This is a genomic window from Pseudomonas sp. Z3-8, from assembly GCF_051131975.1.
GTDB lineage: Bacteria > Pseudomonadota > Gammaproteobacteria > Pseudomonadales > Pseudomonadaceae > Aquipseudomonas.
Genome location: NZ_CP071643.1, coordinates 203,418 through 230,015, shown reverse-complemented (window position 1 = coordinate 230,015; position 26,598 = coordinate 203,418). Strand labels below are relative to the sequence as shown.

General features: G+C 58.4%; 25 protein-coding genes. 9 read left to right on the top strand and 16 right to left on the bottom strand.

Translation table 11 applies throughout. The annotated features are described in order from the left end of the window. Positions 1–45: 45 nt before the first annotated feature. The 3 genes from J3P94_RS01045 to J3P94_RS01035 all read right to left on the bottom strand — a co-directional run bounded on the left by J3P94_RS01045 (position 46) and on the right by J3P94_RS01035 (position 3,194). Complete coding sequence (locus J3P94_RS01045; protein ID WP_434570812.1) at positions 46–2,238, bottom strand: TonB-dependent receptor; 2,193 nt, start codon at positions 2,236–2,238, stop codon at positions 46–48. 221 nt (positions 2,239–2,459) lie between these two features. After that, a complete protein-coding gene (locus J3P94_RS01040) occupies positions 2,460–2,702 on the bottom strand; it encodes a hypothetical protein (RefSeq protein WP_434570810.1) in 243 nt (80 codons plus the stop codon). Between the two features lie 12 nt (positions 2,703–2,714). Beyond that, positions 2,715–3,194, bottom strand: coding sequence for a hypothetical protein (locus tag J3P94_RS01035; protein WP_434570809.1), 480 nt, complete (start codon positions 3,192–3,194; stop codon positions 2,715–2,717). A gap of 455 nt (positions 3,195–3,649) precedes the next feature. On the opposite strand from J3P94_RS01035, the gene J3P94_RS01030 reads away from it, so the two are divergent. Continuing rightward, positions 3,650–3,988, top strand: a complete 339-nt coding sequence (locus tag J3P94_RS01030) for a DUF6124 family protein (RefSeq protein ID WP_434570807.1) — start codon at positions 3,650–3,652, stop codon at positions 3,986–3,988. Positions 3,989–4,275: 287 nt separating this feature from the next. Next, positions 4,276–5,772, top strand: coding sequence for an SIR2 family protein (locus J3P94_RS01025; protein WP_434570805.1), 1,497 nt, complete (start codon positions 4,276–4,278; stop codon positions 5,770–5,772). A 182-nt stretch (positions 5,773–5,954) separates the two neighbouring features. On the opposite strand, the gene J3P94_RS01020 is transcribed toward J3P94_RS01025, so the two are convergent. From J3P94_RS01020 to def, 6 genes are all read right to left on the bottom strand, one after another. Next, on the bottom strand, positions 5,955–7,094 hold the full coding sequence (locus J3P94_RS01020) for a hypothetical protein (protein ID WP_434570803.1): 1,140 nt from the start codon (positions 7,092–7,094) through the stop codon (positions 5,955–5,957). 534 nt (positions 7,095–7,628) lie between these two features. Continuing rightward, entirely contained in the window at positions 7,629–7,940 is a 312-nt protein-coding gene (locus J3P94_RS01015) for a tetratricopeptide repeat protein (protein ID WP_434570801.1), read from the bottom strand. 175 nt (positions 7,941–8,115) lie between these two features. Beyond that, positions 8,116–9,489, bottom strand: a complete 1,374-nt coding sequence (gene trkA / locus J3P94_RS01010) for a Trk system potassium transporter TrkA (protein ID WP_305497805.1) — start codon at positions 9,487–9,489, stop codon at positions 8,116–8,118. 23 nt (positions 9,490–9,512) lie between these two features. Then, positions 9,513–10,823 (bottom strand): 16S rRNA (cytosine(967)-C(5))-methyltransferase RsmB, encoded by a 1,311-nt coding sequence (rsmB, locus tag J3P94_RS01005; RefSeq protein ID WP_434570799.1) that lies wholly within the window; start codon positions 10,821–10,823, stop codon positions 9,513–9,515. Next, a complete protein-coding gene (gene fmt / locus J3P94_RS01000) occupies positions 10,820–11,779 on the bottom strand; it encodes a methionyl-tRNA formyltransferase (protein WP_434570797.1) in 960 nt (319 codons plus the stop codon). The genes rsmB and fmt overlap by 4 nt, the downstream gene beginning before the upstream one ends. Before the next feature lie 71 nt (positions 11,780–11,850). Next, positions 11,851–12,357, bottom strand: a complete 507-nt coding sequence (gene def, locus J3P94_RS00995; RefSeq protein ID WP_434570796.1) for a peptide deformylase — start codon at positions 12,355–12,357, stop codon at positions 11,851–11,853. Between the two features lie 155 nt (positions 12,358–12,512). Here def and J3P94_RS00990 point away from each other — a divergent pair, with 155 nt between their 5' ends. The 3 genes from J3P94_RS00990 (at position 12,513) to J3P94_RS00980 (ending at position 15,331) form a co-directional block, all read left to right on the top strand. Further along, positions 12,513–13,538 carry a LysM peptidoglycan-binding domain-containing protein gene (locus J3P94_RS00990; RefSeq protein WP_434570794.1) on the top strand — a complete coding sequence of 342 codons (1,026 nt, stop codon included), beginning with the start codon at positions 12,513–12,515 and terminating at the stop codon, positions 13,536–13,538. Between the two features lie 80 nt (positions 13,539–13,618). Further along, complete coding sequence (gene dprA / locus J3P94_RS00985; RefSeq protein ID WP_434570792.1) at positions 13,619–14,713, top strand: DNA-processing protein DprA; 1,095 nt, start codon at positions 13,619–13,621, stop codon at positions 14,711–14,713. Between the two features lie 60 nt (positions 14,714–14,773). Then, positions 14,774–15,331, top strand: coding sequence for an L-threonylcarbamoyladenylate synthase (locus J3P94_RS00980; protein ID WP_305497800.1), 558 nt, complete (start codon positions 14,774–14,776; stop codon positions 15,329–15,331). Between the two features lie 155 nt (positions 15,332–15,486). Here the strand turns inward: J3P94_RS00980 and J3P94_RS00975 are convergent, their stop codons facing one another. Then, positions 15,487–16,464, bottom strand: a complete 978-nt coding sequence (locus J3P94_RS00975; RefSeq protein ID WP_434570791.1) for an NADPH:quinone reductase — start codon at positions 16,462–16,464, stop codon at positions 15,487–15,489. Between the two features lie 163 nt (positions 16,465–16,627). Here J3P94_RS00975 and hemF point away from each other — a divergent pair, with 163 nt between their 5' ends. Next, positions 16,628–17,542: an oxygen-dependent coproporphyrinogen oxidase gene (gene hemF / locus J3P94_RS00970; protein WP_434570789.1), complete on the top strand. Its 915-nt coding sequence runs from the start codon at positions 16,628–16,630 to the stop codon at positions 17,540–17,542. A gap of 14 nt (positions 17,543–17,556) precedes the next feature. Continuing rightward, positions 17,557–18,387: a shikimate dehydrogenase gene (gene aroE, locus J3P94_RS00965; RefSeq protein WP_434570787.1), complete on the top strand. Its 831-nt coding sequence runs from the start codon at positions 17,557–17,559 to the stop codon at positions 18,385–18,387. Here aroE and J3P94_RS00960 read toward each other — a convergent pair. The 3 genes from J3P94_RS00960 to betC form a co-directional block, all read right to left on the bottom strand. Continuing rightward, positions 18,377–19,945 carry a SulP family inorganic anion transporter gene (locus J3P94_RS00960; protein ID WP_434570785.1) on the bottom strand — a complete coding sequence of 523 codons (1,569 nt, stop codon included), beginning with the start codon at positions 19,943–19,945 and terminating at the stop codon, positions 18,377–18,379. The genes aroE and J3P94_RS00960 overlap by 11 nt on opposite strands. Positions 19,946–20,108: 163 nt before the next feature. Beyond that, complete coding sequence (choX, locus tag J3P94_RS00955) at positions 20,109–21,029, bottom strand: choline ABC transporter substrate-binding protein (RefSeq protein WP_305497797.1); 921 nt, start codon at positions 21,027–21,029, stop codon at positions 20,109–20,111. A gap of 23 nt (positions 21,030–21,052) precedes the next feature. After that, entirely contained in the window at positions 21,053–22,561 is a 1,509-nt protein-coding gene (gene betC / locus J3P94_RS00950) for a choline-sulfatase (protein WP_434570782.1), read from the bottom strand. A gap of 114 nt (positions 22,562–22,675) precedes the next feature. On the opposite strand from betC, the gene J3P94_RS00945 reads away from it, so the two are divergent. Next, positions 22,676–23,626 carry a choline sulfate utilization transcriptional regulator gene (locus J3P94_RS00945; RefSeq protein ID WP_434570780.1) on the top strand — a complete coding sequence of 317 codons (951 nt, stop codon included), beginning with the start codon at positions 22,676–22,678 and terminating at the stop codon, positions 23,624–23,626. A gap of 444 nt (positions 23,627–24,070) precedes the next feature. On the opposite strand, the gene J3P94_RS00940 is transcribed toward J3P94_RS00945, so the two are convergent. The 3 genes from J3P94_RS00940 to J3P94_RS00930 all read right to left on the bottom strand — a co-directional run bounded on the left by J3P94_RS00940 (position 24,071) and on the right by J3P94_RS00930 (position 26,080). Continuing rightward, positions 24,071–24,793: a DUF4225 domain-containing protein gene (locus tag J3P94_RS00940; RefSeq protein WP_434570778.1), complete on the bottom strand. Its 723-nt coding sequence runs from the start codon at positions 24,791–24,793 to the stop codon at positions 24,071–24,073. Further along, the gene (locus tag J3P94_RS00935; protein ID WP_434570776.1) at positions 24,790–25,275 is read right to left on the bottom strand and encodes an Hcp family type VI secretion system effector; all 486 of its coding nucleotides are present in this window, start codon (positions 25,273–25,275) and stop codon (positions 24,790–24,792) included. The genes J3P94_RS00940 and J3P94_RS00935 overlap by 4 nt, the downstream gene beginning before the upstream one ends. A gap of 145 nt (positions 25,276–25,420) precedes the next feature. Beyond that, positions 25,421–26,080, bottom strand: coding sequence for an NAD(P)-dependent oxidoreductase (locus tag J3P94_RS00930; RefSeq protein ID WP_434570774.1), 660 nt, complete (start codon positions 26,078–26,080; stop codon positions 25,421–25,423). 83 nt (positions 26,081–26,163) lie between these two features. Between J3P94_RS00930 and J3P94_RS00925 the strand changes: the two genes are divergently transcribed. Then, positions 26,164–26,502 carry a DOPA 4,5-dioxygenase family protein gene (locus J3P94_RS00925; RefSeq protein WP_434570772.1) on the top strand — a complete coding sequence of 113 codons (339 nt, stop codon included), beginning with the start codon at positions 26,164–26,166 and terminating at the stop codon, positions 26,500–26,502. Positions 26,503–26,598: the final 96 nt, after the last annotated feature.

Genomic DNA, 26,598 nt, shown 5'->3' with positions numbered 1-26,598 from the left:
TACCCTCTTCAGTCTCGATATTTCGAGCCTTGCTCAAACGAATAGTTAGAAATCAACAGTCCCCGAAAACTTCACCAACCGTGGATCACCCTGCGAGAGATAGCCGCCGTTTGCCGAAGCCCAATAGTTCTTGTCGGTGATGTTTTCCACGTTGACGCGCAACGTCAGGTCTTTCTCCGCGACCTTCACTTTATAACGTGCGCCAGCGTCGAAACGGTTCCAGGTGGGCAAGCTCAGGTTGTTGGCCTGATCCGCGTATTGCCCGCCAGTGCGCAGCATCCTGGCGCTGAGAGCGGCGCCTTCGATGCCCGGGACATCCCAATCCACGCTGGCATTGAGCTGGAACGTCGGCACGCCAATGGCGTGATTGCCATCGTTGCGACCGCCCGCGGTTTTCTTGAGTTCGGACGTCATGCGGGTGCCGCCGGCCATCAAGCGGAGGCCTTCGATTGGCTCGCCGAAAACGCTGATCTCCAGCCCCTTGTTAACCTGCTCACCATCGCGCACATAAAGCCTCTGCGCGTTGTCGACGTAACCATCGGAAGGTTTCTCGATGCGGAAAACCCCCACGTTGGCACCGAAGGTCTGCATGTCCAGCTTGATGCCCGCTTCCAACTGTTTGGTGCGGCCAGGGGGAAAGGCTTCGCCCAAGTTCGTGATGCCCGTACCGGACGCCACCGGCCCCTTTGCAAGGCCTTCGATTCGGTTGGCGTAGAGCGACACGCTTTCCACAGGCTTGTAGACGATGCCGTAGACAGGCGTGGTAACGGCTTCATCGTAGAGCGAGCTACGGCTGCCATCGTTTGCTGCGTTGGCGGCACCGTTTGAGGTGGTGCCATCGTACTTGTAGTTTTCGACACGCAACTGCTGACGACGAACACCATAAGTGACCAGCAATTTGTCATCGAACAAGCCCAACGTGTCGGAAATCGCCAGGCTACGGTTGCGGGTTTTACCGGTCACCCCGGGATCACCCATTTCACCGCCCGTGCTGGACACCGCCGTCGGTTTGGGAAGCTTCGGAGTGTCGTAGAGATTGCTGTTGCCGGTAACAGGACGATAGAACGTGTAGGCGTTTTCCTGCTCGGTCCAGATCGTTGAGCCGCCGATCGCCACCTGATGGGAAACAGGGCCCGTGTCAAAGCGCCCGTTCAACCCGCCACTGAACGAGGTATTGTCTTCGTTGTGCGGAATTTCCGAGCCACCGATCGTCGCTACGCCGTTATTGCCGACCAATGTCGGTGTGGCGTAGACCCCGGTTTCTCGGGTGTGCTTCACACCGCCAGCCAGGTAGGCGGTCCAGTTTTCGTTCAGATCCCAATCGCCACGGACCATGCCGAAGGTGTCTTCGGTTTCGGAGTAAGTCCAGTCCTGCCCATAATTGTGGCTAGCGTGCGGAGCCGTGGGTATGCGGGTGGCGTTGCCGATGTTCACCGAATTGCGCAGTCCATTGATACGCTGTTTCTGATAGCCGAAATCGGTGGAAACGCGGAAGTCATCACCCCGATAGTCCAAGCCCGCAACGAACAACTTGGTGCGCTGATCCTGGTCGTCGATCGCAGTTGCACCTTCGCGCTGGCTCAGGTTCAACCTGGCGCCAAAGCGGTTATCCTCGCCGAATCGCTGCCCGATATCCAAATGCTCGCCAACGCGGCCATCGGTGCTGATGTCCTGCGTATAACGACGAGTCGGGACATCCTCCGCGCGTTTGGGCTGCAAGTTGACGCCGCCGCCAAGACCCGAGCCCGTCGGACTGACACCGTTGATAAACGCGTTGGGACCTTTGAATACCTCGACACGCTCGATCGCATCGGTCGACAGAATCTGACGGGGTAAAACGCCGTACAGCCCGTTGTAGGAAATGTCGTCGCTGGCAAGCGGCAGGCCTCGAATCACGAACACCTGGGATTGGTTACCAAATCCATAGGATTGACGCACCGACGGATCATTGAGCAGCACATCACCCACGTCTTCGGCTTGTTGATCTTCAATCAGCTGCGAGGTGTAACTCGTCATCACGAAGGGGACATCCATGTTGTCCTGATTTCCCAACACCCCCATCCGGCCTCCCCTCGCCACCTGACCACCCGCGTAAGGCGCTGGCAGTGTGTTGGAATTGGCTTTGATCCCATCGGCAGTAACGTCGGTCACTCCCAATTCAATAGGTTCTGCGGCCTGGACAAGAAAACTGACTGAGCAGCACGCGGCAAGCAACGTAAGGCGGGATGGAAGTGGCATGGAGTGAGCACCTGCGGGGAAACCGGAATTCGATGTCACTAATGCTAATGATTCGCAGATGGATTATCTATAAGCAACGGGCACGTTGCGATAACGATAGGGAAAGCGGTTTGGTCAGCGCTACCCCCCGTGGCGAGGGAGCTTGCTCCCGCTGGTCTGCGCAGCAGTCGCAAAACCGGACAATGCGGGTTAGCTGAAATAAGATCCGCCCCTTTTTCCGCTCAGCCAACCTCCTCAAACCGCCGCCGCTTCATGAACAACCCCATCCCTATCACCACGGCAAAAACCGACAGCAACCCCAGATCAAACCCCAACAAGCGGTTCTGACCTGCCACAAAGCAACCAACCACACCCGCCGCCATCATCACCACGCCTAGCCACTTACGTAGCAGATAGGGCTTGAGGAATCGATCAAGAAGAAAGGACACCACCAAGGCAATGACCAATTGAGTAATTTCGGACATGTACGTCTCCGGTCAGGCCTTGATGATCAATGTCGAGAGGGTGCGTTGCGGGCCGATACCGCCGTTGACCTGCGCCTCAATGCTGACCAGGACATCTCCAGCATGGTAGGTGGGCAGGATTTCATTGGCATACTTGCGCACACCCACCCCTACGGATGCCGCCACGTAAGGGGGGGCCACAGCCTTGGCGGCGGAAGCGAAGGCTGCGGCTGCAAGGGTGGCGATCGTGGTGCGCTGGGCGTTGAGGGCATCGCCCTGTTGTCGGGTCAGCGGCTTGGAGATGCCGATCATCATCATGCAAGGCAGGCCCTTGGCCTGCATCTTGTCGTATACCTCGACGACCTTGCTGTTGACTTCATAGTGAGCGTGTTTTGCCTCGCCAAAATGCAGCTCGCGCAAGCGCCCACGTTCGCTGTCGGTGAGGGTGATCTGCGAAACGGTGAAAACGATCCCGTGATTGCCCATGTATTGGAAAGTCCCTTCGAACTTCATCGCCCGTATCCTTTTGGGGTAAAGGGGGCAATTCTCTGCAACGGGCGGATTGGATTCAAATCATTTCGTGCTGCTGGATTGAGCAAAACAACCCACCTGCATCGCCAAAACACTTCTCTCCTACAGCCCCCGCCTACAACGTCCATCTAGCTACGCATCCTTGCGCCTTTGCCTACAACTACGCCAGAATCCGCCGGCTTGTGCGCCTTGTTCCTGGGTTTTATTGTCTTCCTGCCACTGCCCATCAGTGGTCGGGTTTAGTAGCCCAGGAAATACACGGCGGTTGCACAGGTCTCATCAGTCGGGCATTTGCCTGCACTCGATGGTAGCTGTGCGCATGGCGCCCTCGGGCGCGCCGGGCTTTGTGTATTTCACCGGTCTACTAACTTGCGCACAGCTGCCACCATTTCGTTTAGTAGCGAGGCGGTTGCGGCCCTACTAATGGAAATATTCAAATGTTCAAAGCAACTTCGAATCCTCCAGAAACAGACCCCGTCACACAATCCGCAAAATCCAAAGCCAAGCAGCAAGACGAAACCACCGAACCTAAACCGGAAAGATCCCAAGACGACCTCAAACCGGGGCAGCTATACACCGTCGTGGAAGGCCTCGATAACGAATGCCTACTCGCCAACCTCGCCGAGACGTTGGCTTCGGCTGATGCAATGGTGAGTGATCTGGCGTTTGATCTGGATGGGACACGGCGTCATGTGGCGCTGGGGATTCAGCAGTTGATTGAGCTGAGTTCGTTGTTGGCGAATCGGGTGTTGGATAACGTGGAGCCGCGGCGGTAGGATTTATTCCTTAACGAAAAAACCCGGCGTTTAGCGTCGGGTTTTTGGTCTATTGTCAGTAGATAGCGAACGAAATAAGCAATAAATCGCCCGAGGATGGATAGAGAGCTGATGAGTCGTAGTGTTACCGACTTAGCTGGAGCTCTGGATCGTGTGGCCCAATAGAAGCTGACAATCTTGAATGAGCTGCCCTAGCCCGTACTGTCAGTCCGAAACGTCGGGTATACCCGCCACCCCTGTCGCATGGTATAAATCCTCATTAAATCTATAATCCAGTCGGGGCTGTTATGAAGGTCGAAGAGTTCATCGGAACGTACCGAAATCATCCGATCTTATTTGTCGGAACCGGGGTCAGTCTTCGCTATTTAAGGCAGTCGTATACTTGGGACGGCTTACTCAGAAAAATTTCTTGCGACCTACGGGGTACTGATGAATTTTATTACGACATCAAAGCAGATTGCGAGGTGGATGGTGAGTTTCGATACGATCGGGTAGCCACGAAACTAGAAGAGGTCTTTAACAGAGAAATTGCGCAAGATCGCGACGGCCCCTTGAAATTTGTTAATGATACGTTTTATGAAAACATGCAAATTGGGGTAAGCATCAGCCGGCTCAAAATATACATCTCACATATTCTCGGCGATGTAAACATCAAGGAAGAGTATGGGGATGAACTCGCCGCTCTCAAACGCGCCAGCAAAAATATAGGATCCATCATAACCACTAACTATGATCGATTCTTGGAACAATTTTTTGAGTTCTCGCCGCTAATTGGCAACGATATATTGCTGAGTAACCCTTATGGATCGGTTTACAAAATTCACGGGTGCGTAGATCATCCGACAAAAATTATTATTAGTGAGGCGGATTATGAGGCTTTTTTTGCTCGCTACGAATTGATCCGTGCACAGTTACTATCTTTATTCATACATAATCCAATCGTATTTATCGGGTACAGCGTAAGTGATGAAAATATAAAAGCCCTCTTGCGCACAATATTCACATACGTGAAACCAAATTCTGATCACGCAAAAAAAATCAGGGAAAATTTTTTACTCATTGAATACGAAGCGGGATCGGACTCGACCGATATTACAGAGCATGACATCGATCTTGAAGGGTTCTCTTCCACCATCCGAATCAATAAAATTAAAACCGACAATTTCGCAGCTGTCTACGAGGCGATTTCTGGACTTACCTTGCCGGTAACTGCGATGGATGTTCGCAAAGTACAAAATATCGTTAAAGAAATTTTTGCAGGCGGGGAGATCAAAGTCACCATTACAGAAGATCTGGATACATTAAAAAACAGCGATAAAATTCTGGCGATCGGCTCCGCCAGAACGATCCAGTACCAGTACTTTACGATTTCCGAAATGATCGGCAATTATTTCAAAATTCTAGAAGAGTCAAATTATCAGTTACTCGAGCTAATTAACAAGCAGAAAATCCAGTCTAGTCAATTTTTCCCGGTATTTGGTTTCGCTAAAGTCTGTACAACCCTAAAGGATGAAGAGCGGCTTAAAGCGCAGCAGAAAGCCAAAATCAAGGCGGTGGTGGAAGCAACAAAAGAGCGGATCAAGACTGACCATACCACCATTAAAGCTATTCTGGATGATGATGCAGTTGCACCGACGAATAAGTCAGCGTCAATCATTTGGTCAGCGTACCACAGCAACATCACCGTTGATGATCTCGAACAATATTTAAAATCTTATGGTGATCGGAATTGTACAGAGTTTAAACGATTGCTGTGCGTCTACGATTTTCTCAAGCATGGTTAGGAGGACAACGGAGGGACAACGGGGACAGACCACGATTATGAGACGGGCCGATTACAGGTGAGCCCAAATCGTGGTATGTCTCCGGTTTCCTTCATGTTATGCCTGCCACGAATGTTCGAATTTGGCCGATTTCTGTCCGTTGTGATTTGCAGAACCCAGCCAACAGAGGACGATTAGGATATCTATACATGTGGGTTCTCTGAGGAAATATTATTTCTATCACCATTCAAATCAGCATTCTTCTTGCCCGCCCTAGCGTCCTCTGTTCCACGAGCAAAAACATAACCTGCAATAGTACCAAGCAACGTACCTAAAATCTCTTTGCTTAATTTCTCACCTGTGCCGAGGATAATTATAGTAATAAGCATAAACGCCATTCCTACAACCTCTACGAGAGATCTATTTACTATTAACGACTTAGCCACATCATCTGAAAAAACTTTAAGACCAAGAAACAAAAATAGTAACACTGCTATCATTCCGTAGACGGCATACACAAGCCTGATGTCTGTGCTTTCGCGACGGGCCTCATCTTGCTTTTCTAACTTCTTAAACTCCAATATAAAATTAGATAACACCTTTCTTTTATCTCGCAAGCTTTCTACTTCCTGAGTTCGAATACCTTTTAATGCCTGCTCGGCAGCATTTCTTCCATTAAGAACCGCTTCAAAATAACCGGCTTGAATGGAGGAATATAAGGACTCGTAGCTTTTGCCAACTAAAAGTTTCAACTCTGAGACATGAGAGTTAATTTCATCATTATCCATTTCTGAACCTTCATCTAGAAGAAGCCTGGAAGGAATCGGCCGGTGGGCAAGTATCAAACTAATCGCACCGCCATTTGTTTTAACGGCTGCCAAATATTTTGCTATTACATCGTTAGCGGCAGTTCTAGCAATCTTCATGTAGCTAGCGTCGATCGAACTATCTCGCTCAAAATAAAGGTCCATGGCCGGACGAAACCAGAACCCCCCTTTAACATCTGTCGCGCCGTCCAGCGACAGACCGAGAAGACCTAGAGCTTGTCGATATTTTTCCGGACTTACCTCTCCTTCTTTAAAGCTTTCGACTAAGGCTTTCCCTTTTCTCCAATTGCTTTCCGAGACACTATCGATTGGGGTCCTTTGCAATTGAGTATGTTGAATTTTCTCCAACAGGCCATCTATGGCTTTTATATTTCGCTCGACCCCTCTAATATCAGCCTTTGCCTGTCTTAGATCATCCTCGACCAAAGGTGCAACAATGTTCTCGCCAACTTCCTCCGCTACAACAGCGTAGTTAAATAGCAGACCAACAAAAAGCAGCATCATCTTAATATTCATATGACTTTCCATAGCAAGGATGTTGATTTTACCTACTTAACTTAAAGAGTTTATTACCAGGCAGAAAACAGCTGATAATTGACTCTAGTACTTCCGATATTATTCGTAGAAGCGATATCGGAGCCCGCTCGTTGGCATCTGCAGTCCGAAAATCCAAAAATTTTAGGCATCGAAACAACCAGAGCTATTTTGAACATGAAATCCCTTCCTTGATTCCATTCACAACTAATGGCCGAATGCTATCAGACCTGGCTGATAGCTGTCTTGCCCAACCACATCCATCCAAATCTTTCGGAGACAATCTGAAGCTGCTTTGGCCGAAAACAGACATCTATCAAGGGGAAGCCTCTGTTAGTTCCAAGTACATTAGACAGACCACGTCGACTATTTGGGGCCGCTTCGCAGCCCAGCGGGGATAAATCCCCTCGCCACAGGGGTTTTGTGTGTGGGCTGGTAGTGAGAACGCGGTGGGCTTTTTTGTGAGTGCTGCGCACTCAAGCGGGAGCAAGCTCCCTCGCCACGGGTGCGGGGCGTTCAGGGATGGCGGTCCAGTTTCTTGAGGAACACGGTCATTTCTTTTTCCGCCTGCTTGTCACCATGAGCCCGGGCGGCTTCCAGGCCTTGTTCCCAGGCTTGGCGGGCCGCCGCTACATCGCCTTGGCCTTGATGAGCCTTGCCCAATAGTTTCCAGGCCGCCGAATACTTGGGATCGAATTCGACGCAGCGTTGGAGGTGTTCGGCGGCGCGGGGGAATTCGCCTAGGTCGAGGTAGCCTTTGCCGAGGCCGAAGCGCAGTAGGGAGTTGTCCACGCCCTTGGCGAGCATTTTTTCGAGGGAGTCGAGCATGGGGGCGTCCTTATCGGTGTGTCAGGGGTCGATCAGTGGCTGTTAGATAGCTATCGCGAGCAAGCTCGCTCCCACAGGGATTGGGGGTTGCTCATGATTTTGTGAGCAATGGAGATCCCTGTGTGGGAGCGAGCCTGCTCGCGATGAGGCCAGTAGCCTCACCGCAAACGCTGAATCAGAAAAAGCTCAACCCGACATGGAACAGCTTCTCGACATCACGAATATGCTTCTTGTCCACCAGGAACAGGATCACATGGTCGCCGGTCTGGATGGTGGTGACGTCGTGGGCGATCAGCACCTGTTCGTCGCGGATGATTGCGCCGATGGTGGTGCCGGGCGGCAGGCCGATGTCGCGGATGGCTTTGCCGATCACTTTGCTCGACTTGGCATCGCCATGGGCGATCGCCTCGATGGCCTCGGCCGCGCCGCGGCGCAGGGAGTGAACGCTGACGATGTCGCCTCGGCGCACGTGGGCGAGCAAGGTGCCGATGGTTGCCAGTTGCGGGCTGATGGCGATGTCGATGTCGCCGCCCTGGATCAGGTCGACGTAGGCCGGATTGTTGATGATGGTCATGACCTTCTTCGCACCCAGGCGTTTGGCGAGCAGCGAGGACATGATGTTGGCTTCGTCGTCGTTGGTCAGGGCGAGGAAGATGTCGGCATCGGCGATGTTTTCTTCCAGCAGCAGGTCGCGGTCCGAGGCACTGCCTTGCAGCACCACGGTGCTGTCGAGCGTGTCCGAGAGGTAGCGGCAGCGCGCCGGGTTCATCTCGATGATCTTGACCTGGTAACGGCTTTCGATGGCTTCGGCCAGACGTTCGCCGATCTGCCCGCCGCCGGCGATGACGATGCGTTTGTAGTTCTCGTCGAGACGGCGCATTTCGCTCATGACTGCGCGAATATTCGCCTTGGCGGCGATGAAAAACACCTCGTCGTCCGCTTCGATCACTGTGTCGCCCTGGGGCAGGATCGGCCGGTCACGGCGGAAAATCGCCGCGACCCGGGTTTCGACATTGGGCATGTGCTCGCGCAACTGACGCAGCTGCTGGCCCACCAGCGGCCCGCCGTAGTAGGCCTTGACCGCCACCAGTTGGGCCTTGCCCTCGGCGAAGTCGATCACCTGCAAGGCACCGGGATGCTCGATCAGGCGCTTGATGTAGTTGGTCACCACCTGCTCGGGGCTGATCAGCACGTCCACCGGAATCGCTTCGTTGTCGAACAGGTCGGCGCGAGTCAGGTAGGCCGCTTCACGCACCCGGGCGATTTTGGTCGGGGTGTGGAACAGCGTGTGGGCGACCTGGCAGGCGACCATGTTGGTTTCATCGCTGTTGGTCACCGCCACCAGCATATCCGCGTCGTCGGCGCCGGCCTGGCGCAGCACGGTGGGCAAGGAGCCACGCCCTTGCACGGTGCGGATGTCGAGACGGTCGCCGAGGTCGCGCAGGCGCTCGCCGTCGGTGTCGACCACGGTGATATCGTTGGCCTCGCTGGCCAGATGTTCTGCCAGCGAACCGCCGACTTGCCCTGCACCGAGGATGATGATTTTCATCCAGCCACTCCTATCGAATCGGTTTAACCGCGTGCGGCGGCAATCTTGATCAACTTGGCGTAATAGAACCCGTCATGCCCGCCCTGCTGGGCCAGCAACTGGCGGCCATGGGGCTGCTTGATGCCGGCCTGGGTGGCGATGTCCAACTCCCGTGCACCCGGCGTGCGGGCGAGGAATGCTTCGATCACCTCGGTGTTCTCGGTCGGCAAGGTCGAGCATGTGGCGTACAGCAGCATGCCGCCGACTTCGAGGGTCAGCCACAGGGCGTCGAGCAGTTCCCCTTGCAGTTGCGCCAACGGGGCGATGTCGTCCGCCTGACGGGTGAGCTTGATGTCCGGATGTCGGCGGATGACGCCAGTGGCCGAGCAAGGCGCGTCCAGCAGGATGCGCTGGAATGGCTTGCCGTCCCACCAGGCGGCGGTGTCGCGGCCATCGGCGGCGAACAGCTCGGCATCCAGGCCCAGGCGCGCGAGGTTTTCCTTCACCCGCACCAGGCGCTTGGCTTCCAGGTCCACCGCCACCACACCGGCCAGTTTCGGCTCGGCTTCGAGGATGTGGCAGGTCTTGCCGCCCGGGGCGCAACAGGCGTCCAGCACCCGTTGGCCCGGCGCCAGTTCCAGCAAGTCGGCGGCCAGCTGCGCGGCTTCGTCCTGGACGCTGATCCAGCCGTCGGCGAAACCTGGCAGGGCACGGACGTCGCCCGGGGTTTCCAGGATGATGCCGTCGCGGCTGTATTGGCACGGGATGGCCGGGATGCCGGCTTCGCCCAGCAAGGCCAGGTAAGCATCGCGAGCGTGATGGCGGCGATTGACCCGCAGGATCATCGGCGGATGGGCATTGTTGGCCGCGCAGATGGCTTCCCACTGGTCAGGCCAGAAGGCTTTCAGGGATTTCTGCAGCCAGCGCGGATGAGCGGTGCGCACCACCGGGTCATGTTCCAGTTCCGCCAGCAGGGTTTCGCTTTCCCGTTGCGCGCGGCGCAGCACGGCATTGAGCAGCGCCTTGGCCCAGGGCTTTTTCAGCTTGTCGGCGCAACCCACGGTTTCGCCGATAGCGGCGTGGGCCGGAACGCGGGTGTAGAGCAATTGGTAGAGACCCACCAGCAACAACGCCTCGACATCGGCATCGGCCGCCTTGAACGGCTTCTGCAGCAGCTTGGCCGCGAGGGCCGACAACCGTGGTTGCCAACGAGCGGTGCCGAACGCCAGGTCCTGGGTGAAACCGCGATCACGGTCTTCGACCTTGTCCAGTTGGGTCGGCAGGGAACTGTTGAGCGAAGCCTTGCCGCCGAGAACGGCGGCCAGTGCCTTGGCGGCGGCCAGACGCGGATTCATGAAGCGTCCGCCGCTTGGCCGAGGACGGTGCCGACGGCGAACTTCTCACGGCGGCTGTTGAACAGATCGCTGAAGCCCAGCGCCTTGCCGCCGGGCAATTGCAGTCGGGTCAGGCACAGCGCCTGAGCGCCACAGGCGACGATGAGGCCGTCTTTGCTGGCGCTGAGAATTTCACCCGGTGCGCCCTTCCCTTTGGCGCAGCTGGCGGCCAGGACTTTCACGGCTTCGCCGTTCAACGTGCTGTGGCAGACCGGCCAAGGGTTGAAGGCGCGCACCAGGCGCTCCAGTTCGACGGCCGGACGGCTCCAGTCGATGCGGGCTTCGTCCTTGTTCAATTTGTGCGCGTACGTGGCGAGGCTGTCATCCTGCACTTCGCCTTCCAGCGTGCCGGCGGCCAGGCCCGCGATGGCCTCGACCACGGCCGGCGGGCCGATCAGCGCGAGGCGATCATGCAGGCTGCCGCCCGTGTCTTCAGCGCCGATAGGCGTGTTCACCTTGAGCAGCATCGGCCCCGTGTCCAGGCCGGCCTCCATGCGCATTACGGTCACGCCGCTCTCGGCATCGCCGGCCTGCACGGCGCGCTGGATCGGCGCCGCACCGCGCCAGCGCGGCAACAGCGAAGCGTGGCTGTTGATGCAGCCCAGGCGCGGGATATCCAGCACCACTTGCGGCAGGATCAAGCCGTAGGCGACCACCACCATCAAGTCCGGCTTCAGCGCGGCCAGTTCGGCCTGGGCTTGCGCATCGCGCAGGGTCGGCGGCTGCAACACTTGCAGGCCATTCTCCAGAGCCAGTTGCTTGACCGGGCTGGGCATCAATTTCTGTCCACGACCAGCAGGGCGATCCGGCTGGGTATAGACCGCGACGATTTCATGAGGGCTGGCCAGCAGGGCCTTGAGGTGTTCAGCGGCGAATTCGGGGGTGCCGGCAAAGACGATGCGCAGTGGCTCAGTCATGGGAAGCTCTCAATTACAAAGCAATCGCAAAAAGAAAAAGGCTTGCCGCGGCAAGCCTTTGAAGAAGGGCATCAAGCGTTCTGGCGATGAATTTTTTCCAGTTTTTTCTTGATCCGGTCACGCTTGAGATTAGACAGGTAATCGACGAACAGCTTGCCGTTGAGGTGGTCGCATTCGTGCTGGATACACACCGCCAGCAGGCCTTCGGCGATCAGCTCGTAAGGTTGGCCGTCACGGTCCAAGGCCTTGATCCTGACCTTCTGCGGACGGTCGACGTTTTCATAGAAGCCCGGCACCGAAAGGCAGCCTTCCTGGTACTGCTCCATCTCGTCGGTCAGGGTTTCGAACTCGGGGTTGATGAACACCCGGGGCTCGCTGCGGTCTTCGGAGAGGTCCATTACAACGATGCGCTTGTGCACGTTGACCTGGGTCGCGGCGAGGCCGATGCCGGGCGCCTCATACATTGTTTCAAACATGTCATCGACCAACTGGCGCACTTCGTCGTCCACTACGGCCACCGGTTTGGCGATGGTGCGCAGGCGCGGGTCCGGAAATTCGAGAATGTTCAAAATGGCCATAAGCTTGATAAATGCACGTGTGAAGTAAGGTCGGGTGGCTGGCCTGGCGTGTCTTGGAATGCAGGCTACCGTTGTAAAACGTTGCTCTTGAATCGGAGCGAGCCACGGGGGCTCTGGCGTTTTACGCGAACGCACATAATAAAGGGATTCACCGCATGAGGAAATCACTACTCGCCCTGCTGCTCCTGGCCTCGGCCGGTATCGCGCACGGGCAAGTGCAACTTCGGGAAGGTTTTCCGCAGCAATACACAGTGGTTCCAGGGGATACGCTGTGGGACATTTCCGGTAAATACCTGCGCGAACCCTGGAAATGGCCCGAGCTGTGGCAGGCCAACCCGCAGATTGAAAACCCGCACCTGATCTACCCCGGCGACACCCTGTCGCTGATCTACATCAACGGCCAGCCACGGCTGACCCTCAATCGCGGGGCCTCGCGCGGCACCATCAAGCTGTCGCCGCGAGTCCGCAGCTCACCGGTGGCAGACGCCATTCCGAGCATCCCGCTCCAGGCGATCAACAGCTTTTTGCTGAGCAACCGCATCGTCGACACGGCGGAGGATTTCAACAAGGCGCCCTACGTCGTCGCAGGCGATGCCGAACGAGTGCTCAGCGGCACCGGCGACCGGATCTTCGCCCGCGGCACCTTCGATGCGAGCCAGTCGGCCTACGGCATCTTCCGCCAAGGCAAGGTCTACACCGACCCCGAGACCAAGGAATTTCTCGGGATCAATGCCGACGACATCGGCAGCGGCGAGATCGTCGCCACCGAAGGCGACGTCACCACCCTGGCCCTGCAGCGCACCACGCAGGAGGTGCGCCTGGGCGATCGGCTGTTCAGCGGCGAAGAACGCTCGATCAACTCGACCTTCATGCCCAGCGCGCCAAAATCGGACATCAACGGGTTAATCCTCGATGTGCCCCGGGGCGTGACCCAGATCGGCGCGATGGACGTGGTCACCCTGAACAAGGGGCGCCGTGACGGATTGGCCGAAGGCAACGTTCTGGCGGTCATGAAGACCGGTGAAACAGTGCGTGACCGCATCACTGGCGCCCCGGTGAAGATTCCCGACGAACGCGCCGGCCTGCTGATGGTGTTCCGCACCTACGACAAGCTCAGTTATGGCCTGGTGCTGTACGCCTCGCGCTCGCTGGCAATCCTCGACAAGGTGCGCAATCCGTAACGGGTCTCACAAGTTACCAACAGAGTTATCCACAACTTGTTCCCGTTTGTACGGGGCTTATGACGATCAAGGATTGATCAATGCCATTGCCTGAATCCGCTTCGGTTCCGCCCGCGGAACTGGAGGCCCGTCTGCGCTTGCATCGCTTGCCGGAACTGGGACCCAAACGTTTCATGACCCTCATGGAAGCCTTCGGCTCGGCCTCCAAAGCCATCAGCGCCCCGACCAGCGCATGGCGAGCGCTGGGGTTGCCGGCGCAGTGCGCCGAGGCCCGACGTGCGCCGGAAATTCGTGACGGCGCGGCCCGCGCGCTGGCCTGGCTAGAGGGTTCGGCCCACTGTCTATTGATGTGGGACCAGCCCGACTACCCAGCGTTGCTGGCGCAGATCTGCGACGCGCCGCCGCTTCTGTTCGTTGCCGGCGACACCTCGATTCTGGAAAAGCCGCAACTGGCAATGGTCGGCAGTCGTCGCGCCTCGCGTCCCGGCATGGACACCGCGGCGGCATTTTCCCGGAGCCTGGCCGGAGCTGGATTTGTCATCACCAGCGGTCTGGCCTTGGGTATCGACGCGGCCGCGCATCAGGCTGCGCTGGATGTCGGCGGGCAGACCATCGGTGTGCTGGGCACGGGCCTGGAAAATTTTTATCCACAGCGCAATCGTCGGCTGGCAGAAGCGATGATCGCCCAAGGCAGCGCGGTACTGTCGGAGTTCCCCCTGGACGCGCCACCCCACGCCAGCAACTTCCCGCGCCGCAATCGGATTATCAGCGGTTTGTCCCTTGGCGTGCTGGTGGTCGAGGCCAGCGTCGCCAGTGGCTCGCTGATCACCGCGCGCCTGGCGGCGGAACAGGGTCGTGAGGTGTATGCCATTCCGGGGTCGATTCACCATCCCGGCGCCCGGGGCTGCCATCAACTGATCCGTGACGGCGCGGCGCTGGTGGAAACCGTGGAGCACATCCTCGAAGCGCTACGCGGTTGGCAACGCTTACCCTTCACCGCCGAGCCTGTCGCCGTGACGCATCCGCTGTTGCGCCTGCTGCACGCCGCGCCGCAGACCAGCGAAGCACTGGCCGATGCCAGCGGCTGGGGCTTGTCCAAGGTCCTGGCGGCACTGACCGACCTGGAAATGGACGGAAGGGCGGCGTGCGAGCATGGACGCTGGTTTGCTCGCTAGGTTTTATGGGGAAGATCGGTAAACTGCGCACAGCCTTATTTGCGTTGCGGAGAATCTTTCATGGTCAACAGTTGGCGTGTGCAACAAGCCGCGCGAGAAATTCGCGCCGGGGCGGTGATTGCCTATCCAACCGAAGCGGTCTGGGGCCTGGGTTGCGACCCGTGGAACGAAGATGCGGTGGAGCGCCTGTTGGCGATCAAGTCCCGACTGCCCGACAAGGGATTGATACTGGTGGCCGACAATATCCACCAGTTCGACTTCCTGTTCGAGGACTTCCCCGAGACCTGGATGGATCGCATGGCCAGCACTTGGCCTGGGCCGAACACCTGGCTGGTCCCGCACCAGAACCTGTTGCCGGAATGGATCACCGGCGTGCACGACACCGTCGCGCTACGGGTCAGCGATCATCCGATCGTGCGCGACCTGTGTTCGCTGGTCGGCCCGCTTGTCTCCACCTCGGCCAACCCCCAGGGGCGCCCGGCGGCGCGGACGCGGATCCGCGTGGAGCAGTATTTCCGCGGACAGATCGACCTGGTGCTGGGCGGCAACCTGGGCGGGCGTCGAAACCCGAGCGTGATCCGTGACCTGGCGACCGGCAAGGTAGTGCGCCCGGACTGATTCCGCCCACACATTCTGCATCTTGCATAAAACCACTGTGGGAGCGAGCTTGCTCGCGATGGCGTCAGGTCAGCTGGCGTTGATGTTGACTGGTCCACCGCTATCGCGAGCAAGCTCGCTCCCACAGGTTTTGCGCAAACCTTTGGGTATCAATCTCAGGGCAGGAGAATGGTCGACCCCGTCGTGCGCCGCGCCGACAACTCGGTATGGGCCTTGGCCGCTTCCGCCAGCGGATAACGCTGGTTGATATCCACGGTAAGCTTGCCGCTGGCGATCATGGCGAATAGCTCATCGGCCATGTGCTGAAGGTTTTCGGCGTTGTTGGCGTAGGTCGCCAGAGTCGGGCGGGTGACGTACAGCGAGCCCTTGGCCGAGAGGATCCCCAGGTTCACCCCGTCCACCGCGCCGGAGGCATTGCCAAAGCTCACCACCAGGCCACGGGGAGCCGTGCAATCCAGGGAGGTCAGCCAGGTGTCCTTGCCGACGCCGTCGTACACCACCGGGACCTTCTTGCCGTCAGTCAATTCCAGTACACGCTGTACGACGTTTTCCTTGCTGTAGTCGATCACTTCCCAGGCGCCGTGGGATTTTGCGATAGCGGCTTTTTCCGCCGAGCTGACGGTGCCGATCAGCTTCACGCCCAGGGCCTTGGCCCACTGGCAGGCCAGCGAGCCCACGCCACCGGCGGCGGCATGGAACAGGATGGTTTCGCCGCCCTTGAGCTCGTACGTCTGGCGCAGCAGGTATTGCACGGTCAGGCCCTTGAGCATCACCCCGGCGGCCTGTTCGAAACTGATGGATTCGGGCAAGTGGACCAGATTGGCCTCGGGCAACACATGCACATCGCTGTAGGCCCCCAGCGGACCGCTGCCATAGGCCACGCGGTCACCGACCTTGAAGCGCGTGACGTCCGCGCCGACGGCCTCAACCACGCCGGCACCCTCGGCACCGAGTCCCGATGGCAGCGCCGGTGGCGGGTAAAGCCCGCTGCGATAATAGGTGTCGATGAAGTTCAGCCCGATCGCCTTGTTGCTGACGCGAACCTGCTGCGGACCGGGCTCGGCCGGCTGGTATTCGACGTACTCAAGCACGTCCGGGCCGCCGTGGGCGGTGAACTGGATACGTTTGGCCATCTTCGCTCTCTCCTTATCGTGGGACTTTTTACCAAGCCTGCTATCGGACTCCTAAGCTTGATCTCCGTCAACTGTGGCGTGGGCGGATGCGGTGTTATCCTGTGCGCCCATTTGCCGGCGGCCCTTGTACGCCGCGCAGCGTAGCCCTGATCAAGGTGATGTCATGACTACTCGCACCGAGGCCGTGAAAGCCTATCTGCTCGACCTGCAAGACCGCATCTGCGCCGCCCTGGAAACCGAGGACGGTGGCACTCGCTTCGTCGAGGACGCCTGGACCCGACCTGCCGGCGGTGGCGGACGCACCCGGGTGATTGAAAACGGTACGGTCATCGAGAAGGGCGGCGTCAACTTTTCCCACGTCTTTGGCAGCGGTCTCCCACCCTCGGCCAGCGCCCACCGGCCGGAGCTGGCCGGGCGCGGTTTCGAGGCACTGGGCGTGTCGCTGGTGATCCACCCGCACAATCCCCACGTGCCTACGTCCCACGCCAACGTACGCTTTTTCATCGCCGAAAAAGAAGGTGAAGAGCCGGTCTGGTGGTTTGGCGGCGGTTTCGACCTGACCCCTTACTACGGCGTGGAAGAAGATTGCGTGCATTGGCACCGCGTCGCCCAGCAAGCCTGCGAGCCGTTCGGCCCGGAGGTCTATTCGCGCTACAAGGCCTGGTGCGACAGCTATTTCCACATCAAGCATCGCAACGAACCGCGCGGCATCGGCGGTCTGTTTTTTGATGACCTGAACGAGTGGGACTTCGATACCAGCTTCGCCTTCATGCGCGCCATCGGCGACGCCTACATCGATGCCTACCTGCCTATCGTGCGGCGTCGCAAACACGACCCGTTCACCGCCGCGCAACGACAATTTCAGGAGTTCCGCCGTGGGCGCTACGTGGAATTCAACCTGGTCTATGACCGTGGCACCCTGTTCGGCCTGCAATCGGGCGGGCGTACCGAGTCGATCCTGATGTCGCTGCCACCGCAGGTCCGCTGGAGCTACGACTGGAAAGCCGAGCCGGGCAGCGAAGAAGCGCGGCTGACCGATTATTTCCTGCAGGACCGCGATTGGCTGGCTACGGCCTGAACGGGGAAAAATCCATGGATCGCTACGTTGTAATGGGTAACCCGATCGGCCACAGCAAGTCGCCGTTGATCCATCGCCTGTTTGCCGAGCAAACCGGGCAAGCGTTGGACTACACCACGCTGCTGGCGCCGCTGGAAGACTTCGCCGCTTGCGCCCGGGAATTTTTCCGTGAGGGGCGTGGGGCAAATGTCACCGTGCCGTTCAAGGAGGACGCCTTTCGCCTGGCTGACAGCCTGACCGAACGGGCGCAACGGGCCGGTGCGGTCAACACCTTGAGCAAACAGGCCGACGGCCGCCTGCTGGGCGACAACACCGACGGCGCCGGACTCGTTCGGGACCTGACCGTCAACGCCGGGTTCAGCCTCAAGAACAAGCGCATCCTGCTGCTGGGCGCCGGCGGCGCGGTACGGGGCGCCTTGGAACCCTTGTTGGCCGAGGCGCCGTCATCGCTGATCATTGCCAATCGCACGGTGGAAAAAGCTGAATTGCTGGCTGAGCTGTTCGCCGACCTGGGTCCGGTCTCGGCCAGCGGTTTCGATTGGTTGCGCGAGCCAGTGGACCTGATCATCAATGCCACATCCGCTAGCCTGTCAGGCGATGTACCACCGATTGCCGGAAGTCTGATCGAGCCAGGCAGGACATTCTGCTACGACATGATGTATGGCAAGGAGCCGACGTCGTTCTGCCGCTGGGCCGAAGAACACGGCGCGGCGGTGGCGATGGATGGCCTGGGCATGCTCGCCGAACAGGCGGGCGAAGCGTTTTTCCTGTGGCGTGGCGTACGTCCGGACACCGCCCCGGTGCTGACGGAGTTGCGCCGTCAGCTCGCGGCGGTCAATCCCTGAAGAGGATCGGGCATTTCTCCGGTCCTTCCAGCTTCAACAATTCCTCCACCACCGGTGGCCTTGCCCCGCGCAAAGTCAGGCTGCGCCCCTGACTGCGCAGGCGCCGGGCTTCCTGGTGGAGCATTTCGACGCCGGAGTAATCGATGAAGTTGATCTGCTGGGCGTCGATGATCACCTGCTGGGCGGGCATGCGTTGCAGGCGCACTTGCAAATAATGGCTGGCGCCGAAAAAGATCGAGCCGCCCACCCGCAAGACGTCCGCCTCACCTTCTCGGAAATGCTGCACCCGCGGTTGCGAAGTGCGCTTGAGATAGAAAAACAGCGAAGCCAACACGCCCGCGTAGATAGCCGTTTGCAGTTCAAGCAGCAGCGTGGCCAGGCAGGTGAGCCCCATCACCAGGAATTCGGAACGACTCACACGGTACAGCGCCCGGATACCCCGATGGTCCACCAGGCCCCAGGCGATCAGCAAAATACTGCCGGCCATGGCGGGAATGGGAATGTGCGCGATCAGTGTCGCGCCGGCAACCGCGAACAGCGCCACCCACAACGCCGAAAACACTCCGGCCAGGGGCGAACAGGCACCCGCTTCATAGCTGAGACCGGAACGGGTAAAGGAGCCGGCTGACAGCGATCCGGCGAAAAATCCTCCGACGATATTGGAAAGCCCCTGCGCCCGAACCTCCTGATTCGCATCGAGCAGTTGCCCGGAACGGACCGACAACGAGCGGGCGATGGACAGGCTGGTCACCAGCCCGAGCATGCCCACCGCAACGGCACCGGGCAGCAGACGCAGAATCAGCTCCAGGTCCAGGGGCAGCGGTGTAAGCGGCGGCAAGCGCCCGACGAAGGCGCTGACCAATGCCACATGCCCGAACATCCCGGGCCATGCCCAGACCACCAGGCTGGCAATCACCAAGGTGATCAGCAGACTCGGCCAGCGCGGCAGCAAGCGCTTGAGCACGATCCCGACCACCAGCGTCGCCAATCCCAACAGCAGCGATGGCTTATCCACAGCGCCGATGTGACTGACCAGCACCAGCACGCCCTTCAGGGCCGTAGCTTCGTTGGGCAGGTCCAGGCCCAGCAGGTTCGGCAACTGCCCCAGCGCAATCACTACCGCCGCACCCAGGGTGAAGCCGAGTACGACCGAGTGTGAGACAAAATTCACCAGTGCACCGAAACGCAGCAATCCCAGCAGCCATTGGAAAATACCCGCCAGTACCGTCAGCAGCAGGATCAACGTGATGTAGTCCTGAGTCGCCGGCACGGCCAGAGGACTGACAGTGGCGTAGAGGACAATGGAGATTGCCGCCGTAGGACCGCAGATCAAATGCCAGGACGATCCCCATAGGCAGGCGATAAGCACCGGCACGATGGCCGCGTACAAGCCGTATTCCGGCGGCAGGCCGGCGATCAGTGCGTAGGCAATGGACTGCGGTAACGCGAGAATCGCGCCGCTGAGGCCGACGATCAGGTCACGGCCGACGCTGGCGCGGGTCTGCCGGGGCAGCCAGCTGAGGAACGGAAACAGCGAATGGCGCGTGGGGATTGCCATGGAGCCTCAAAGATGGGGTTTGGCACAAGAATATCAGGTGAACCAACGTGGCGAGGGAGCTTGCTCCCGCTCGGTCGCGCAGCGGCCGCAAAAAAACCGGGACCGCTGCGCCCGAAGCGTCGGACCGGCCCAGCGGGAGCAAGCTCCTCGCCACAAGAGCTCGTCAGAGCTTGGCCTTGACCGCCGCCAGCGCGTCCTTGCCATCCACCGTCTTCACGCCGTCCAGCCATTTGTCCAGCACCGCCGGGTTGGCCTTGATCCAGGCCTTGGCCGCTTCGGCGTTGCTGACCTTCTTGTTCACCACTTCGGCCATGATGCTGTTTTCCATCTCCTGGGTGAAGCTCAGGTTGGTCAGCAGCTTCCCGACGTTCGGGCAGGCCTGTGCATAACCCTTGCGCGTCAGCGTATAAACGCTGCCGGTATCGCCAAAGTACTTCTCGCCGCCCTTGAGGTAATGCATTTTCAGTTGCACGTTCATGGGGTGTGGGGTCCAGCCGAGGAACGTCACGAATTTCTGCTTCTTCACGGCCCGGGAGACTTCCGCCAGCATTGCCTGCTCGCTGGACTCCACCAGTTTCCATTCGCCCATGCCGAAATCGTTGGTCTTGATGATTTCTTTCAGCGAAAGGTTGGCCGGGGCGCCGGAACCGATGCCGTAGATCTTCTTGTCGAACTTGTCGGCGAACTTGTTCAGGTCGGCGAAGTTATGCACACCGGCGTCCCAGACGTAGTCCGGCACCGCCAGGGTAAACTCGGTGCCGTCCAGGTTCTTCGCCAATTGCGTGACATCGCCATTGGCGACGAACTTGTCATAGAACCCCTGCTGCGCCGGCATCCAGTTACCCAGGAAAACATCCACCTGGCCATCCTTCAGGCCACCGAACGTGATCGGTACCGCCAAGGTGTCGACCTTGGCCTTGTAGCCCATGCCCTCAAGGAGGAAACCGGTGATGGCGTTGGTCGCGGCGATATCGCTCCAGCCCGGATCGGCCATCTTCACGGTCTCGCAACTCTGCTCGGCCCACGCCGAAACACTGCTCAACGCCAACAGCCCGGCGGTCAGTACTGTGGATAACTTTTGCATGCGCTTCCCCTTACGTTATTGGTCTATTGGCAGGGTTGTGGATAACGGGCCTTGCGCTCCAGATCGTCGAGGTCGATGTGGTTGCGCATGTATTGCTGGCTGGCATCGACCAGCGGCTGGTGATCCCAGCTCTTGAGTTTGCCCAGGGTCAACGCCTGGGCAACGAAACGACGGCGTCGCTGGCTGGCGAGCACCTGTTGGTGAATGGCTGGAATATCCCATTTGGCCCGCGCTTCGGCGAGAAAATCGTTGAACAGCGCCTGATGCTCAGGCGACTGACTGAGATCCGCCACCTCCTGAGGATCATCATGCAGGTCGAACAACAGGCACGGGTCATCTTCGCTGTAGATGAATTTCCACGGGCCGCGACGGATCATCATCAACGGGCTGACGGTGCCTTCGGCCATGTATTCACCGAAGACTTCATCGTGCCCGCCCTGCCCTTGCAGATGCGGAACCAGCGAACGCCCATCCAGCGGCAAGCCTGGTTCCAGCGTGCCGCCGGCCAGTTCGACCAAGGTCGGCAGCAGGTCGGCAGTGGACACCGCCGCGCTGACGCGGCCGCTGGCAAACTGGCCTGGGGCGCTGATCAGCAGCGGCACGCGGGCGGCCATTTCAAACCAGTGCATTTTGTACCAGAGGCCTTTTTCGCCAAGCATGTCTCCATGATCGCCAGAGAACACGATGATGGTGTCGTCGAGCAACCCGGTGTCTTCCAACGTCTGCAGCAACTTGCCGACATTGCTGTCGATGTAGCTGCACGCGCCGAAGTAGGCACGGCGAGCATCACGGATCTTATCCACAGGCAGCGGCTTGCCCCACAGATCGTAGACCTTCAACAGGCGTTGTGAATGTGGATCAAGTTCAGCCTGGTCCGGGGTGTAGGGCAGCGGGATATCCTTGTCGTCATACATATCCCAAAAAGCCTTGGGAATCGTGTACGGATCGTGTGGGTGAGTCATGGACACGGTGAGGCAAAACGGCTGGTCGCCATCCTCGCGGATGTGGTCGAACAGGTACTGCTGGGCCTTGAACACCACCTCTTCATCAAAATCCAGCTGATTGGTACGCACGCACGGTCCGGCCTGCAACACCGACGACATGTTGTGATACCAGCTCGGCCGCACATCCGGCTCGTCCCAGTTCACGGCCCAGCCGTAGTCCGCTGGATAAATGTCGCTGGTCAGGCGCTCTTCGTAACCGTGCAATTGGTCCGGCCCGCAAAAATGCATCTTGCCGGACAACGCCGTGCGATAGCCGAGACGGCGAAGGTAATGGGCATAAGTTGGAACGTCCGCCGGAAAATCCGCCGCGTTGTCATAGGCGCCGATCTTGCTCGGCAACTGACCGCTCACCAGCGTAAAGCGTGACGGCGCACAGAGCGGGCTGTTGCAGTACGCGGCATCGAATACCACGCCCTGGTTAGCCAGGCGTGACAGGTTGGGCAGCTTGATGGGCGACGGACCGTAGATCGGCAACATTGGCGCGGCCATCTGATCGGCCATGATGAAAAGAATGTTCTTGCGCTTCATGTATTCGCGGCATTCCATAGTGAACGGTTATGCGATATTGCTGCGAACGAGCATGTAGCCCATGCTGGTTGGGGTAAAGCCCATGCAAGATAATGACTAGGATAAGCTGAGCTTATGTATGACGCCTTGGGTGACCTGTCTCTGGATCTGTTCCGCGCCTTCGAATCAGCGGCTCGCCAGCAAAGCTTTACTGCGGCAGCGATCGAACTGGGCACGACCCAACCCGCCATCAGCCAACAGATCAAACGGCTGGAAGAGCAGCTCGGTACGCGCCTGTTTGATCGCATCTATCGCGGCATCGAACTGACCGAGGCCGGCGCGATCCTGTTCGAGCAGGTCCAGGCCGGCTTGCAGAGCATCGATGCGGGGCTCAACGCGATCACGGCCCAGCACCAGCATGAAGTGCTGCAGGTCGCGACGGATTTCGCTTTCGCCGCCTATTGGCTGATGCCGCGACTGCATCGGTTCCACGCGGCAAATCCGCAGGTAGATGTGAGCCTGGTAACCAGCGAGCGCAACCACAACATGCTGCGCACTGATATCGACGTTGCGGTGCTCTTCGGCGACGGTCGCTTCAAACAGGGCGAAAGTCGTTGGCTTTTCAGCGAAGAAGTCTTTCCTGTATGCAGCCCTCTCCTGCTCAAGGACCGCCCCCAACCCCTGCCCGCTCACGCCCTCGCGGAATTCCCGCTACTGCATTTGCGCGGCGGCAACAGCAGCGCCTGGTTCGACTGGAGCGGCGTATTTCGCGAGCTGGGCATCACCTCGCCACCGGCGCCGGGCCAACTGCGCTTCGACAACTACACCCTGCTTATCCAGGCGGCGATTGGCGGCCAAGGCGTCGCCATCGGTTGGCGGCACCTTGTGGATAACTTGCTGGCGCAAGGGTTGCTGTGCCGACCGATCGCCGAAACGGTACTGTCCCGGTTGGGATATTACGTGGTCTTGCCCCAGCGCAAGCGCCGGGGTGTGCTGATCAAACTGTTCGTGGATTGGCTGATGGAAGAACAGGCCAATAGTGCGGAGTCGCTTACAGGGCTGCCGCTGCCTTCGATTGCGGTTTGAGGGAGCTGGCTGAGTTCTTACAGTTTTAGAGAGAGGTATTGATGCGTACGGAAGTAAATAGGTCAAGACATAAATGTTAGAGACACACTCAATATAGTGGGGCGATTATTTTTCGCCTCCGAATTCAAGTGCTATTGTTTTTGTCCAAACCACCTCCTCGGCTCGTATTGCGTCGGAACGCAGCATGTTTGAAGAAACATGCTGATGAAAGCGGTCCAGCCAACCACATCATTTCCCTTGAGAATAGGCTTTAACGCCGGAATCATGATCTCGTATCCATACTCGACGGTGCTCATATGTACTGACGCGACAAGAATGGTTGAGATAGTGCACACAATAAACCATCGCCATCTGAACTTATTACCAGAGAAATACCGTGATAGAAAATACAGCAAAGAAAAGGAGATAAATGAGAACGATATATACAAGACGGAAACAACTAGACTATTCATCCGTCGCCTCAGACTCAAGATAAATGGAGCGTATTGTCATGGTATTACTCGCGCCCTCCAAAATAAGCGCGTCCTTGCCCATTGTTTTGTATGCTCGAATGCGATCAGCATCTACATATCTAAACAAACGCCACGTATCTTTCTTTACCACCATTCTTCCAAGGCCATACACCGACATCGTCAAATCCACCATCCCGTACGCGATATTTCCCCCTCTATCCCCTCCTCCAAACGTCTTGGAAACAGCGTGGTACCCCTGCCGTACCGGCCCCTCAGTGTCGGATCGCCCCTCCCAAAGATTGCGCCCATTCTCATAAACGTTATTCGCCCCATGGGCCATTATCGGAACCCCCGCCACCAGGCAGAGCGTTCCGGCCGAGACGTAGCAGATACCGCCACCCGTCGCGATTTGCATGGCGCCCGCGATAGCGCCGGCGCCTTTCTTGGCAATTTCCCAGGACTGCTCCAGCAGGCTGCCCTGTTCGTCCTTGATGGCCTGCAACCCTTGCTCAGGACTTTTGCGGCCCTGCGCGACATCGTTGACGATGCCTCTGGCGTAATAAGCCACCTCGCGATTGAACTGGATACGCAGCGTCCCATCGCTGATGTGTCGGGCCGCCAATGTGCACGCCTGGTTGCTCAGGTTCGCGGCGGCCTGGCTGACTGTCCAATAGTCGCAACTACTGGGCTGGCAACTTTCTTCCGACTGTTTCATTCCTCGGACTGCCATGAGCTGTAGCCGCTGGTTCCCGCCAGGTGATGGGTCCAGATGATGTCGCGGTAGCGAATGGCGACATGCTCTTGTGGCTCGGCGTCGCTATGAAGGATCACATGGGGCATATCCAGGGTGAGGTCAGCGATGACACCTCCCCTGACTTCGATGGTGTAGAACTTCTCCAATAAACCAAACGAGGAGGTTCGGTAAAAGCTGATGGAGCAACGTATCGCCTCTCGGCTGGAGAGCGCCTGGGCAATAAGGGGTGAGGATTTATCGACGTTCTTGCTGATGATGATCGGACGATGCGTGGCCTTATTGATGTTTCCGATGTTCGCCATGTTATGGCTGTAGGAAAGCACCATGATTTCGTCGGCATGAGCTGCCTGGCATCTATTGCCGATGGAGTCCTGGGTTGAACATCCCGCTGAAATCAGTCCTTGAACCTCGCCGGTAATGGTCATGTAGCCATGGTTTGCCATACGTGCCGCTCCCTTCTAGCCGTTCGAACAGGCTATTCCGAAGGGGTTGGGCACGATGTAGGGCGCGGCGCAGGACGTTTCCGCAAATACGAACAGAATGTGTCGAGGCCAGCCTCAAGCCACAGTCGCCGACCGCGACGGGCGATCAGTCAGCCGCCACGAAACTCACATGCTCGCCCACATGCAGGTTCGAGCGCAGTTCATCGACAATGCCCACCGCCACCCGATTGAGGCGCTCCAGGGACTCGGCCATTCCGGACTCCAGGCTGGTGCTGACCTGGCTGAAATGCTCGATGCTCAAGCCCGGCGCGGCGTAGGGCGCGTTGACCAGGGTCCACTGCAAGACGCTGTTTTTCAGGGCGTCGAGGATTTCCTCGGCGGCATGGCGTTGCAAGTCATCTTCGGCTTCCTGCTCATCGAGGGCAGCGAAATCGCCCACCAGGAACAGCCGGGGAATATTGACCGCCTGCATGCCTGCAATCAGCGCATCCACGGCCAGGACCTGCTCCACCGGGCCGGGAATGAGTGTGCGCTCCACTTGCTCGCTGTTCATTGGCAGCCCCGGCGCGTTCAACAGGCACACCACGGCAGTGGCGCCGGCAACGCTCTGCTTGACCCGTTCGGGGTCGAAGAGGTCGCCGGTCTTGGTCCGCAGGCCCGGGCGTGGCGCCAAGGCCGTAAGATCATCGAGGATGGCGATGACTTCGTGCTGGCGTCGCAACAACTCAGCCATCAACGCACTTCCGAGGCTGCTCATGGCACCATAGAGCACCACTTTGATGACCGGGGTTTCGGCGTTTCTCATGGCTGGTTCCTTTTTTCCCGCGTGTAAAGGCTCTGACCCGTGGTTAACCGCGAGGGTTCGGCTGGTCTTTCGAGGAGTGACAGATGCAACGGATCAAGGGCTATCACGCCCATGTTTATTTCGGCGCCGGCACCATCGATCAGGCGCGGGCCTTGTGTGAGCAAGCGGCGCAGCTGTTCCCGCTGAAGATGGGCCGGGTTCACCAACGGCCGGTCGGCCCGCACCCGGACTGGAGCTGCCAGCTGGCATTCGATCCGCAGTACATCGGCGTGGTCCTGCCGTGGCTGGCGCTCAATCGCAACGGGCTGGTGATATTCCTGCACCCGGACACTGGTGATGATCTGGCCGATCACACCGATCATGCGATCTGGATGGGCGCGGTACGGCCGTTGAATCTTTCGGCGTTCGAATCAAGGACCTGATTGCCTTTTGTGGCGAGGGAGCTTGCTCCCGCTGGGCCGGTCCGACGCTTCGGGCGCAGCGGCCCCCAGGATCTTTCGGCCGCTGCGCGACCGAGC